The sequence below is a fragment of the Deltaproteobacteria bacterium genome (genome assembly GCA_016235345.1).
GTDB lineage: Bacteria > Desulfobacterota > Desulfobacteria > Desulfobacterales > Desulfatibacillaceae > JACRLG01.
The window spans coordinates 324,241-336,734 of sequence record JACRLG010000023.1 but is presented as its reverse complement, the minus strand read 5'-3'; the positions used below and the strand labels follow the sequence as shown (position 1 = coordinate 336,734).

Sequence of the window (12,494 nt, the reverse complement as noted above, 5' to 3'; positions counted from 1 at the left end):
GGCACCCTGGCTGTCGGCGGCATCTATGTTGGCGACACCTCCGGCGTGGGCGCGGATGCCGAAAGACTTGGCGAGCTCATCGTCACCGGCGTCGTCTTCTCCCCCGGCACGCTCTACATTCGGGCGCACGACTAATCGTCGTCTGAAAACGGGTGTTGCAGTATAAGCATTAAAACGGACCGACTCCCTTGGGGGCCGGTCCGTTTTGCTTTTGGATATTACCATCCAGGTCCTCCGCAAACATTTTTCCGCCTTAACAATATTGGCCATTAAAAAAATTCAGATTGACAAATAGCAGGCAAAACCTGTAGACATTTACTCCAGATCATCTCACTATCGCAGTCTCCCGATTTTTATGAAGCCCGGCGCAAAAAAACCATGAAGAGGAACCGCTATGGCACAGCGGGTCCTGGCACCTTTACGGACGCTTTTTTTGCCGGTGTGGGGTTTACCTCAAAGCCTTCGTTCACTTGTGCGCCATCCCCCCGCCAGGGTGTTCGGGCAGGGAGCGAAAGCCCGGTCAAGCCTCCGCTTCTAACTGGCCGCTGGAACGGTTCCTTCGGTCGCATTACATGGTCCATCATTTTTAGGGGAGGTATGGAAAATGAAGAAGCTTATGATAGTGCTGGCAATCCTTCTGATTCCGGCAGTGGCAATGGCGGGCATGTCAGCCATGTCCAAGAAAGACCTTCAGACCGTAAAAGGCCAGACCGGTATCACCATCATCGCCCAGGGCAACAGCCTGACCGCCACCCGCCTTGCGTGGGGCGATGCTGACGGCTTTGCCGGCGCAACCGCAGCCGGCTGGTTGGTGCTGAACAGCTTGACCCTCCCCGGCATCAACACCGGAATCGACGTCGACATCTTCACTGACACCACCAACGCTCTGGGCATGGGCACCGGCTCCTACCTGCGGATCGATCCCCTTGGCCCCGGCATGCTGACCGGCACCCTGGCTGTCGGCGGCATCTATGTTGGCGACACCTCCGGCGTGGGCGCGGATGCCGAAAGACTTGGCGAGCTCATCGTCACCGGCGTCGTCTTCTCCCCCGGCACGCTCTACATCAGGGCGCATCCCTAATCGTCATCTGATTTCGGGTGTTAAAGCATAAGCACGAAAACGGACCGGTTCCCAAAGGAGCCGGTCCGTTTTGCTTTCGGGCGGCTTCCTTCCAGCGGCCCATGCGGAAAAAAACAGCGCAAAGATTTTGAACAATGAAAAAAAAATCCCCGCCTGCGCCCGACCTTCCCAAAGAATCCTCGGACCTTTCAATCTGGGCTGCGGTGCTGGCGGCGGTTATAGGGCTTGCCTATTCCAACACCCTTAATGTGCCCTTTCTTCATGACGATCTGGCCAATATTGTCGAGAATCCCGGAATACAGCATATTTTCCCGATTTTCGGCTCGTCCGGCGTATACAGCCTCTTATACCGCCCCATAGCCGAACTCTCCTTTTCGCTCAATTACGCGGCAGGCGGCCTTTCGGTGACCGGCTACCACCTTGCGAACATATTTATCCACATTGCCTCTGCCCTTACGCTTTTCGCCCTGATCCGCCTGACGATAGCCCGCTCCCCGGCCTTTTCGGGGCGATTGGCCGATAAGGCGACGCCTGTCGCTTTTTTCGCGGCCCTCCTGTGGGGTGCGCACCCCTTGAATACAATGGCGGTAACCTACATAGTCCAGCGATGCGAATCAATGGCGGGCCTCTTTTACCTTCTCACCCTTTACGGCGCAGCCCTGTCCTCTTTCGGCAAAAAGCCTATTTTGGGATTCCTTGTCGCCATACCGGCCTTTTTCCTGGGCCTCGGAACCAAGGAGATACTGATCACGGCCCCGGTGATTGTCGCCGCCTGGCAGTTCATCTTCACGCCCGCGCCTTTCAGGGAAACACTCAGGCGCTCGGCCCCACTCTACGCGGCCTTTGCTGCGGGGATATCGATATTCGCCTTTAACCAGATATTTTCAAATCCGGTTGTCCATAAGCCCTTTTATGAATTTGACTTGAACCCGGTAAATTACGCGAAAACCCAGCCCGAAGTGCTGGTCCGTTATCTTAAGCTGGCCTTCTGGCCAAAGGGCCTTTGTTTCGATTACTGGTGGCCAATCGAAAAGGGCCTTGGCTTCATACCCTACGCCGCGCTCCTCGTGGCCGGTTTCATCGCAACGGTAATCGGCCTTTATAAGAGGCATCCGGCCTCGTTTGCAGGGGTGGCGTTTTTCGCCGTTCTGGCCCCGTCCTCTTCCGTAATTGCCCTCAACACCCCGGCAGCGGAATACCGCATGTACCTTCCCCTTGCGGCAATTGCCGCAGTGGTGGCCGTGGCGGCGGCGTCTTTCGCCCTCAAAAGGGGCCGGAAGGCGGCCACAGGTCTTGGGATCGCCGCGTCGGTCATAGTCCTTGCCCTTGCTTTATGCACCTTTATAAGAAACACAGATTACCGGGACTCTTACGCCCTGTGGGCGGACACCGTCTCGAAAGCGCCCTTAAACCCCCGCGCCCATGACAACCTGGGGGTGGCCCTGGCCGACCAGGGCGATCTTCTGGGAGCCGTTACCCGCTTCAACCGGGCCATTGCAATAGACAGGCTCTACACCACGGCCTACTGCAACATGGGCAGGGTGCTGGTGATGCAGAACAGGCCTTCGGAGGCCATAAAATATTACCGCATCGGGATCAAACTGTGGCCGACCCACTGGCGCACGTGGTCTTACATGGGAGTAGCCCAGTGCATGGCGGGATTCTGGGACGAGGGAGTGAAAAGCCTTGAAACCGCCCTTAGCCTAAACCCCGGAAACACGGACACCATCTTCAAGCTCGACAAGGCCCGGAAAGGGCCGGAAGGCGATCAGGAACCCTGAAGAATGATACGGATCGACTCAGACGATGTCCCCCACCGCCCCGGGGAATCCTCCAACCTTGCCATATGGGCGGCGGTCCTGGTGGCCGTGGTGGGCCTTGTTTACTCCAACACCCTTAACGTGCCCTTTCTCCACGACGATTTCGCCAACATAGTGGAAAATCCGGGAATCCGGCGGATATTTCCCCTTTTCGGCGCAGCCGACGCCACGGGTTTCATCAACCGCCCGGTGATCAGGCTCTCCTTTGCCGTCAATTACGCCCTGGGCGGGGAGTCCGTTACGGGCTACCATCTGCTGAACATCCTCATTCACGCGGCAAGCGCCCTGGCCCTTTTCGCGCTGGTAAGGCTCACCCTTTCCATGTCCCCGGCTTTCGGAAGCCGCCTGAGGGCTCACGCAACGCCTCTGGCTTTTTTCGCGGCCCTCCTGTGGGGAGTCCATCCCCTCAATACCCAGGCCGTGACATACCTGTCCCAGCGATGCGAATCAATGGCCGGGTTTTTTTACATCACCACCCTCTACGGCGCGGCCCTGGCCAGCCTGGGCAAAAGGCCGCTTTGGGGATGGATGGTGGCCATACCGGCCTTTTTCCTGGGCCTCGGAACCAAGGAGATACTGGTCACGGCCCCGGTGGTTGTCGCCGCCTGGCAGTTTCTCTTCGCGCCCCGTCCGTTCAAAAGCGCCCTTTGGCGCTCGGCCCCGGTTTACGCGGCCTTTTTTGCAGGAGTGCTGATACTGGCTTACAGTCTTATTTCTTCCGAAACAAAATTTTACAAGTCAGCCTATGCCTATGACTTGAACCGGCTGAACTACGCTATGACCCAGCCAGCAGTCCTGGTCCATTACCTGAAGCTGGCCTTCTGGCCCCGCCCCCTTGTTTTCGACTACTGGTGGCCCATCGAAAAGGGCCTTGGCTTCATACCCTACGCCCTGGTTCTGGGCGCGGGTTTCATCGCCACTGTCTGGGGACTTTTTAAGAGGCATCCGGCCTCCTTCGCGGGGGTCTGTTTTTTCTCCATACTGGCCCCTTCCTCCTCCATCGTGGCCCTTACCACCACGGCGGCGGAATACCGCATGTACCTTCCCCTTGCCGCCATTTGTTCCAGCCTCGCGGTCATGCTGGGTGTTTTTGCCATAAACCGGGGAAGGAAGGCCCTTCCCGCGCTCGGAATTTTTGCCGCAATCCTTGCAATAGCTCTGGCCGCCGCCTCTTTTACGCGGAATCTCGATTACAGGGACGCATACACGCTCTGGAACGATACCGTTGCGAAACGGCCACAAAACCCCCGCGCCAGGGAAGGCCTTGGGCTCGCCATATCCATGAAGGGGGATTATTTCGGGGCCATAGACCAGTTCAGGGAAATAATCACCATAGACAAGAACTTCACCTCGGCGTACTACAACATCGGAAGGCTCCTTTTGATGCAGAACAGGCCCCAGGAAGCCCTTAAATACTACCTTGACGCAGTCAGGCTGGCCCCGCATCACTGGATGACCTGGAAGGGGCTGGGGGTGGCCCAGTGCAGGAACGGGCTTTTCGACGAGGGCATTCTAAGCCTGAGAAAGGCCCGGCGCATAAATCCGAATGACGAAACCTTGAATCTCTATCTCGAAAGCGTGCTCAAAAGCAGGCAAGCGGAGTACTGGAAACCATGAGCAAAAATCCTTCCCCCGCTCCCGTTGCGCCCGGGGCATCCTCCAACATCCCGATCTGGGCCGCTATTCTGGTGGCCGTGGTGGGGCTTGTATATTCCAACACCCTTCACGCGCCCTTTCTTCACGATGATTTCGCCAACATCGTCGAAAACCAGGGAATAAGAAACATCTTCCCCATTTTCGGAGCCTCCGACGGAACCGGCTTCGTCAACCGCCCCACAATAAGGCTCTCCTTTGCCATCAACCACGCCCTTGGCGGCGATTCGGTGACGGGCTACCATATTCTCAGCATCCTGATTCACGCGGCAAGCGCCCTGGCCCTTTTTGCGCTGGTCTTGCTCACCCTTTCAAGGTCGCCCTCGTTAAAGGGCCGGTTCGGGGGGCATGAAACTCCCATCGCCTTTTTCACGGCCCTTTTATGGGCGGTTCACCCGATTCACACCCAGGCGGTGACCTACCTGTCCCAGCGATGCGAATCCATGGCCGGGCTCTTTTTCATCGCCACCCTTTACGGCGCGGCCCTGGCCAGCTTCGGCAAAAGGCCGCTTTGGGGATGGCTCGTGGCCATACCGGCCTTTTTCCTGGGCCTCGGATCCAAGGAGATACTGGTCACGGCTCCGGTGGTGGTCGCGGCCTGGCAGTTCCTCTTCGCGCCCCGTCCGCTTAAAGACACCCTAAGGCGCTCGGCCCCCATCTACGCCGCCTTTCTTGCGGGGATACTGATTTTCGCGTATTTCCAGGCAGTGGCCAAGCCCACGGGCAACTCGCTTTTTTACGACTTTGACTTGAACCGCTGGAACTATTTCAGAACCGAGCCGGAAGTCCTGATCCATTACTTAAAGCTGGCCTTCTGGCCCAATCCCCTTGTTTTCGACTACTGGTGGCCCATCGAAAGGGGCCTTGGCTTCATACCCTACGCCCTGGTCCTGGCAGCGGGTTTCCTGGCCACGGCCTTCGGGCTTTACAAGAGGCATCCGGCCTCCTTCGCGGGCGTCGCCTTCTTCACCATCCTGGCCCCGTCGTCCTCCATAATCGCCCTAACCACGCCCGCCGTGGAGTACCGGATGTACCTGCCCCTGGCGGCCATCGTGGCAACCGTGGCCGTGGCCGCAGCTTCGTTCGTCCTCAAAAGGGGCAGGAAAGCCGCCATCGGGCTGTTCGCGGCGGCCTCCATCGCGGCCCTGGCCCTTGCCTGCACCGCCTTTGTGCGAAACCTCGATTACAAGGACTGGTACACCATCTGGATGGACACCGCCGAAAAAAGGCCCGACAACCCAAGGGCCCAGGAAAACCTCGGAGTGATAATATCCGACCAGGGCGACCTTCTGGGAGGCATGGCAAGGTACAAAAAGGCAATCGCCATTGACAGCCGCTACACCACGGCATACTACAACGTTGGAAAATCGCTCGCCATGCAGAACAGGCACAGGGAAGCCGTGGAGTACTATATCAAGGCGACCCGCCTTGCGCCCGGGTTCTGGCGGATCTGGCTGAGCCTTGGAATCAGCCAGTGCCTGAGCGGCTCATGGGATGACGGCGTAAAAAGCTTTGAAACCGCCCTTCGCCTCGATCCGGGAAACCCGCAGATCATGCAGAATCTCCAAAAGGCCCGGAGAGGCCCCAACGGGCAGAATACCGGAGAAGAGCCTTCATCTGTCGAAACATCACAAAAGGAAACATCAGGTTGAACAGCCCGACTTTCGATAAACTGAGGACAATATACGCCCTTTTCGATTCCGAGACCGGAAGCCTTCCCCTTGTCTGCCAAAAGGGCTGCGCCCTGTGCTGCACGGATCACCTGAGCCTCACCACCCTTGAGGCCCGGTACCTTGCCGAATACCTGGCCGGAAACGAGGAGGCCCGACAGCGCATAAGAAGCGCCCGGATTTCCTGGCGGCCCGCATACACCGTAAACGGGCTCGTTCTGGACACCCTTTGCAGGCGGCCCTCCCCCCCTGAGGACGAGGACTCGCCGGTGGGGGCCTGCCCGCTTCTGTCGGACGACCTATGCCTGGCCTACCCCGCCCGGCCCCTGGCCTGCCGGGTGATGTTCTCCCGCACGTCGTGCAGCGACAGCCGGGAGGGGGCCGAGATAAGCCCGCTCGACATGTCCCTGAACCAGGTTTTCATGCAGGCCGTTGAGCATCTGGATTCTTCCGGAAGATCGGGAAACCTCGTGGGGATGATGGCTCTCGTGGAGGGCAAAAGCGGCGGGGAAGAACTTCTTCACAACAGGCCCATGCCGGGCTTCCTTATCCCGCCCGAACACCAGGATGAGTTGAGAAATGTGGTCAGGGCCTTAAAGGACATTCTGGAGGAAAGATAAATCAAAGGCTTTTTTGCCGGAAACCGCCAGGGCACTTTTCGGCCTGTCGGCGGGCACACCAGGCCGCCGCAAAAGCCCGTGCAGTTCGCCCTGGCGCACGATGAGGCTGTCGAGATACGCGCCGCTCTTTTTTCCGTAAGAGATAAGCCTTACAATTACAACGTGTTCGGCGTCTTCCCGGTTTTCGGCGGGTCGGCAGGATAGTCTCCGGCCTGTGGCGTCCCTGAACAACGGGCCAAGCCCAAGACGCGCCACAACACCTCGATATCCCACGACTTTTGATGAAGAAAAATTCAAGGGGAAGGTTGCCAGGCGCAAAAGGACCGGAGGCATGGTTATTCCATGTTGAGGACCTTTTGCGCCGATGACGCAGCCATTGGATTTTGCAGCCAATCGTAATAGAAATATATTTTTGAGATGGGTTCTATATCACTCCGCGTTAGTACCAAGCTGCACGCGGCTCCATGATCAGTTCGACTGAAAATGTTCCCTGGCCGATAAAACAAAAACCGAGAAAACCCTGGCCGCCATGCCGCAAGCCAACCGCCTGTCCGGCAGTATTTCCTTCCTGTCCGCTTTTTGTGTTCTCAATATATCCCCGGTTTTCGATAGAAACTATCAATTTGACGTATCAGTTAAAGCAATATAACTGCCTTTCCTCTGATGCATTCCCTTTCATGCAGGCCGGCCGAAAGCGAAGGCTTTACCGCCTTTTCCAAGAGGCGGGGCCGTATGAATTAAAGGCGATCCCATGCCAGCCCTGAAAAGCGGGCATTATCGTGATTTATTAAGGAGTTATACTGTGAGAAACCTTATTTTCCCGGTCATTTTCCTGCTTTTTGTAGAGGCTTTAGTCTCCTGCTCACAACTGCCCAAAAAACCTGCGGTGGAAAATCTGGTGGTTACTGGGGAGGTCAAGGATACCCTTACTCTTTCACCTGAAGACATCAGGGACTTGCCTTCATTTGAAATAAGGGCCGTGACCCTGGTGAAGGAAAAATCCGACCCGAAAACGCCGGACGAACGAATCGCCACCGTGGATTTGAAAGGCGTTCTTCTGCGGGACATCCTATTCAAGGCGGGCTTGAAGCACACCCGCAAATGGGAGCCCGCAGTGGTCATAAGGGTGAAGGGAAAGGCCGGGGATGAGGCGGTGTTCTCCTTTGGCGAGATTTTCTATTCCAGCATCGGAAGAAGCGTTCTTCTTTCCTATGAAAAGGACGGCAAGGCCCTGGGGTCTTCTGCGGGCTGCGGGACCCTGGTCATTGCAACCGATCTTAGGGCCGGGCGCACCGTAAACGCGGTGGCGGAAATCGTGGTGGAGCGCAAAGACGTCGAGATGCTCGCTTACAAAGACAAGAAAGATGGCTTGATGCGCCCGGCTGAGCCTTTTTTCACCATAAACGACCATGCAAGCGGAAAAGCCTTGAAGGTTCAGCCCACAGACCTTGAAAAACTGCGCCGGGTGCCCATCGAGCAAAGCCTTCACGTTGGCGACTGCGAGGGATTCCACGGCCTGTTCGCCTTCGAGGGCGTGCTTTTGCGGGACGTGGTGAGCCTTATCGGCGTTGCGGCAAGCCCCGCCGACTACAAAAGGTACGTTCTCGTCAAGAGCCGGGACGGTTTCTGCGCGTCCTTTTCAATGGGAGAGCTTTACAACTCGCGCCTTGGCGACAACGTGATCGTCGCGATGAAAAAGCTGGGCCGACCGCTTGACCCGGACGAGGGCTTCGCCATGACCGCTGTCAGGGAGGACAGCACCGGGGGCCGCTCGGTGAAACGGATTTATGAAATTGATGTATTCTGACAGACAAATAACCAGTGTGAAAAGCGGAGGAATAATATGAATTGCATAATCCCCTTTAAAAAGAGCCTCGGGCTTGGGCTCAAAACCCTTACCCTGGCGGGATTTTTTAGCGCTTCCTTTTTTTGCGCTCACCCTGTTTGGGCCGATGATGCCGGGAAATCAAAGGATCACCAAGTATTTGACTTAGGCGAGATCACCGTGCTGGTTAAAAGCGAGTCCCCCCAGGCCATGGGAACGGTCAGCGTGGTTACGGCAGCCGACATAGAGCGCGAGCACGCAACCAACCTGGGCGAGGCCTTAAAACTCGTCCCTGGAGTCGTTTTCCGCCAGGGCCGCACCAAGACCGGCTATTACGCCACCATACGGGGTTTTGAGCAGGAAAGCGTCCAGATACTCATGGACGGAATGCCCTTAGGCGTTCCCTACGAGGGACTTGTCAACTTAACCGACATCCCGGTTCACAACATCGCAGAAATCCGCGTGATAAAGGGCCTTGCCTCGCCCCTTTACGGCGGCAACGCCTTAGGCGGCGTGATCGAGATAATCACCAAAAAGGGAAGCGCCAGGCCAAGCCTTTCCGCCAATTTCGAGGCCGCCGAGGGCTCCACTTATGGCGCTTCCGCCACCCACGGCAACACCGTGGGCAGGTTCAGCTATTTTCTTGGCGCGAGCATGAAGCAGTCGGACGGTTTCAAGCTGGCGGAGGATTTCACGCTGCCTCGCTCCGTTCTGGCCAGCATGGCCAAGGCCCCCTCCAACCCGGCGAAACCCGGAAACGAGCCAATAGCGACCGATACCGGCATCCGCGACAACGGCGATTACGACAGGAAGACAGTAAGTTTCACCGGCGATTTTTCCATCAATCAGGATCACAAGATCGGGCTTTCCGCCGAATACTACAAGGACGAGTACGGCGTGCCGCCCGTTCCCATCTACCGGGAGCACAAGAAGGGATTTTTCTGGTTCCCCCGGTACTGGAGGTTCACCGAATGGGAGCGCCACACCGTTAACCTGATAGAAGAATCCCGCTTCTGCGAAGCCTTCTCGCTAAAAACCCGCATCTATTACGACGGCTATCGAAACGTCTTGGACACCTACGACGGCTCCGATTACACCACCCAGGACCGCCTTTCGCCGCCTTCCGGTCCCTCCCTTTACGACGACTACGACACGGGCGCGGTGATGAACGGCTTTCTGCGCTTTAATTCATCCCATTTGTTGGGGCTTGGAATCTCGGCCAAAAAAGACGTTCACGAGGAAAACTTCCTGTATGGGGCGGAAGACGCCTATGAAAGCTTTACCTACTCATTTTCCGCCGACTACCGCTGGTGCATCACCAAGGCCCTTACGGCCAATCTCGGCGCGAGCTACGACATGTTCGACAAGGATTACCGGAAGCAGGCCGGAGTGGTGATTGAAGACGCCGGGCGCGACCTCTCCGCCTTCTGTCCCCAGGCGGGCTTAAGATTTGACGCCACCGACACCTTAAGCCTTTTCGCCACAGCAGGAACCAAGGTGCGCTTTCCCACCATGCGCAATCTTTACTCAGCAGGCGTAATAGGCCCCTTAGGCGACCCAAACCTTATAGAACAGACCACAACCCACTACGAAACAGGCTGCGACTGGGCCTTCTCTCCCAAGGCCAGCCTTGAAATAGCCCTGTTTTACGATGACGTGGAAAACTGCATCAATTTCGACAACCTTCTTGGCCGCTTCGAGCAGTACTCGGAAGCGGCTATGCAGGGCTTTGAAATCTCCCTTTCGGGCGAAATACTTTCCGGCCTTTCGGGCAAAATCGCCTACTCATATCTTGATACAAGCGTGGACAGCCCGGTGACCCTCACCAACACCTATTTCCGAAGCCTCACCTACACCCCGGACGAGCTTCCATACCGGCCCCAATACAAGCTGGACGCGGGCCTTTCATACAAGGCCCCTTTCGGGATCACCCTGGAAACCGACGGCTCCTGGATAGGAGCGCAGACCTTCTACGACCACGCGGACGCAGCCGACAACAAGCATCTCGTGGCCGTTAAAAAGAGCCTGGACAGCTACTTTTTATGGAACGCGCGGGTTAACGTGGAAATCGGCAGGCACGCCAAGGCATACTTGGGTGTGGAAAACATACTTAACGAGGAATATTACTACATAGACATGCTGCCCGGAAGCGGAGCCACCGCCTTCGGAGGGATGAGATTCGATCTTTGATTTTCGCCTCACGCGTACCGGCAAGGGGAGAGCCTTCAACATAAAAAGGTTCTCCCCTTACCGTCAGATCATTCGAGCCATCCTTTGCCAATCGCACCGGTCACCTGAGGGCCGGGTTGAAGTAGCCGAAGCCGACTTGCGGGAATCTGCGACGAATTTCGGCCAGAAGCCTTTTCATGCCAAGGGGCCGGTCGGAGGCGTCGGCCTTGTTCATCAGGGAATGATATAGAAGGGGGTCGAAATTGAGGTTTCTCCACTGGATGAAATTGATGGGATGCCGGGCGAGAAAATCGAAAAGGGCCTCCGACTCCTGGGCAGAGTCGGTGAAGCCCGCCATGCTGAGGTAATTTATGGAAACCCAGATTTTGCGGGAAAGCGCCAGATCGATGGAGGCCAGGACGTCCGAAAAGGAGTAGGAGGGCCGGAAATAGGCCTCGTAGCAGCATTTCCGGGCCGAGTTCATGCTGACCCGGATGCTGTCCATTCCGGCGTCGGCGCACTGCTCCCAAAGTGCCGTGGCCCCGGCGTTGGTGTTGATGTTTATGGTGCCGACGTCCGTGGCGGCTCTAATAAGGCGCACCGCCGGGGCGATTACGCTGGCCGCCAGCAGGGGGTCGCCCTCGCAGCCCTGGCCGAAACTCACCACGCCCTTGGGGACGCGGGCCAGATGAAAAAGGGCCACTCCGGCGATTTCCTCCGGCGTGGGCATGAAGGCGATGCGGTCCTGGGTGGAGGGGATTTCCGAGTCCTTTTGAAGGCTTATGCAGCCAAGGCACCTGGCGTTGCAGGCCGGGGCGGTGGGAAGGGGCGCTTCCTCCCGGCCCAGGAAGAAGTTCTTGGCTGCGGGGCAGCCGTAAACCAGGGCGCATTTTTCCAGGTGCCGGGCAAGGCGGTTGTCCGGCAGGGCCTTGCGCACCTTGGCCACCCCGGTTTTGACCCTTGAAAGCGGCATGAGCCGCAGGTTCTGCCTCTGGGAGGCGTCCACCAGGGTGACGGCGCTTCTCGCCCCGCCCCGGCCCCAGCCCACGGCCCCGTAAGCGAAAAGAGGCAGGGGGCCCGCGTTTTCATCTTCCGAAAAGGCGGCTGTGCGGGTGACCAGCCAGGCAGGGGCGTTGAAGGCGGCTACGGCGAAAAGCCTTTCACCGGGCGAAAAGGGGTTTTCCCGCAGGACCGCCATTTCATTCCGGTCGAGGTCAAAAACCAGCGGGGACCTGCCCGGAAGCATCATCATTTCCGAGCCGTGGGGCAAAGGCTCTGTTTCGGCCTTCCCAAGCGGCGCAACCAGTTCCCCGCTCGCACCGCAGGCGGCGTAGCCCGGAAGCTCCAGGATGTTGCCCCTCTCGTCCGCCGCAAGGGCCGGAAGATATTCCCGCCCGCCTTTTTTCATCTTCGGTTTGGTCATTTTCTCCAACAACTCGAACAAGGCTGAAATACTTTTCGCCGGGCCGGTTGCATAATCACCCGGCAATCGGGCTGTGGCTCAAAAAAAATGTTGGGTGAACCTTGTCCTTGCGGCCAAGAACCACCCAACCTACGAATTCTGTTTATAACACAAAAACCATGTCGAAACCCGCCTAATTGGCATCACACAGCCAAAGCAGGGCGGTCACAAGCGATGAGCCGCAAGGCGCGGGA

At 57.4% G+C, this 12,494-nt stretch carries 9 protein-coding genes; 7 read left to right on the top strand and 2 right to left on the bottom strand.

The genetic code is table 11. The features are described from left to right. The first annotated feature begins 604 nt into the window (after positions 1 to 604). The 5 genes from HZB23_12040 to HZB23_12020 all read left to right on the top strand — a co-directional run bounded on the left by HZB23_12040 (position 605) and on the right by HZB23_12020 (position 6,844). Positions 605 to 1,081, top strand: coding sequence for a hypothetical protein (locus HZB23_12040; GenBank protein ID MBI5845386.1), 477 nt, complete (start codon positions 605 to 607; stop codon positions 1,079 to 1,081). A 134-nt stretch (positions 1,082 to 1,215) separates the two neighbouring features. Next, positions 1,216 to 2,862, top strand: a complete 1,647-nt coding sequence (locus HZB23_12035) for a tetratricopeptide repeat protein (GenBank protein ID MBI5845385.1) — start codon at positions 1,216 to 1,218, stop codon at positions 2,860 to 2,862. A gap of 3 nt (positions 2,863 to 2,865) precedes the next feature. Further along, entirely contained in the window at positions 2,866 to 4,518 is a 1,653-nt protein-coding gene (locus tag HZB23_12030; protein ID MBI5845384.1) for a tetratricopeptide repeat protein, read from the top strand. Continuing rightward, positions 4,515 to 6,206 (top strand): tetratricopeptide repeat protein, encoded by a 1,692-nt coding sequence (locus HZB23_12025; GenBank protein ID MBI5845383.1) that lies wholly within the window; start codon positions 4,515 to 4,517, stop codon positions 6,204 to 6,206. The genes HZB23_12030 and HZB23_12025 overlap by 4 nt, the downstream gene beginning before the upstream one ends. Next, positions 6,203 to 6,844: a YkgJ family cysteine cluster protein gene (locus HZB23_12020; protein MBI5845382.1), complete on the top strand. Its 642-nt coding sequence runs from the start codon at positions 6,203 to 6,205 to the stop codon at positions 6,842 to 6,844. The genes HZB23_12025 and HZB23_12020 overlap by 4 nt, the downstream gene beginning before the upstream one ends. Here the strand turns inward: HZB23_12020 and HZB23_12015 are convergent. After that, a complete protein-coding gene (locus HZB23_12015; protein ID MBI5845381.1) occupies positions 6,818 to 7,177 on the bottom strand; it encodes a hypothetical protein in 360 nt (119 codons plus the stop codon). The genes HZB23_12020 and HZB23_12015 overlap by 27 nt on opposite strands. 469 nt (positions 7,178 to 7,646) lie before the next feature. Here HZB23_12015 and HZB23_12010 point away from each other — a divergent pair, with 469 nt between their 5' ends. Beyond that, positions 7,647 to 8,651: a molybdopterin-dependent oxidoreductase gene (locus tag HZB23_12010; protein ID MBI5845380.1), complete on the top strand. Its 1,005-nt coding sequence runs from the start codon at positions 7,647 to 7,649 to the stop codon at positions 8,649 to 8,651. Positions 8,652 to 8,687: 36 nt separating this feature from the next. Then, positions 8,688 to 10,859, top strand: a complete 2,172-nt coding sequence (locus HZB23_12005; GenBank protein MBI5845379.1) for a TonB-dependent receptor — start codon at positions 8,688 to 8,690, stop codon at positions 10,857 to 10,859. Between the two features lie 100 nt (positions 10,860 to 10,959). Here the strand turns inward: HZB23_12005 and HZB23_12000 are convergent, their stop codons facing one another. Next, a complete protein-coding gene (locus tag HZB23_12000) occupies positions 10,960 to 12,246 on the bottom strand; it encodes a radical SAM protein (protein ID MBI5845378.1) in 1,287 nt (428 codons plus the stop codon). Positions 12,247 to 12,494 lie beyond the last annotated feature (248 nt).

Bases quoted from the DNA above. Each gene is read 5' to 3' on its own strand.
- HZB23_12040 (MBI5845386.1), top strand. From the start codon at position 605: ATGAAGAAGCTTATGATAGTGCTGGCAATCCTTCTGATTCCGGCAGTG.
- HZB23_12035 (MBI5845385.1), top strand. From the start codon at position 1,216: ATGAAAAAAAAATCCCCGCCTGCGCCCGACCTTCCCAAAGAATCCTCG.
- HZB23_12030 (MBI5845384.1), top strand. From the start codon at position 2,866: ATGATACGGATCGACTCAGACGATGTCCCCCACCGCCCCGGGGAATCC.
- HZB23_12025 (MBI5845383.1), top strand. From the start codon at position 4,515: ATGAGCAAAAATCCTTCCCCCGCTCCCGTTGCGCCCGGGGCATCCTCC.
- HZB23_12015 (MBI5845381.1), bottom strand. From the start codon at position 7,177: ATGCCTCCGGTCCTTTTGCGCCTGGCAACCTTCCCCTTGAATTTTTCT.
- HZB23_12005 (MBI5845379.1), top strand. From the start codon at position 8,688: ATGAATTGCATAATCCCCTTTAAAAAGAGCCTCGGGCTTGGGCTCAAA.
- HZB23_12000 (MBI5845378.1), bottom strand. From the start codon at position 12,246: ATGAAAAAAGGCGGGCGGGAATATCTTCCGGCCCTTGCGGCGGACGAG.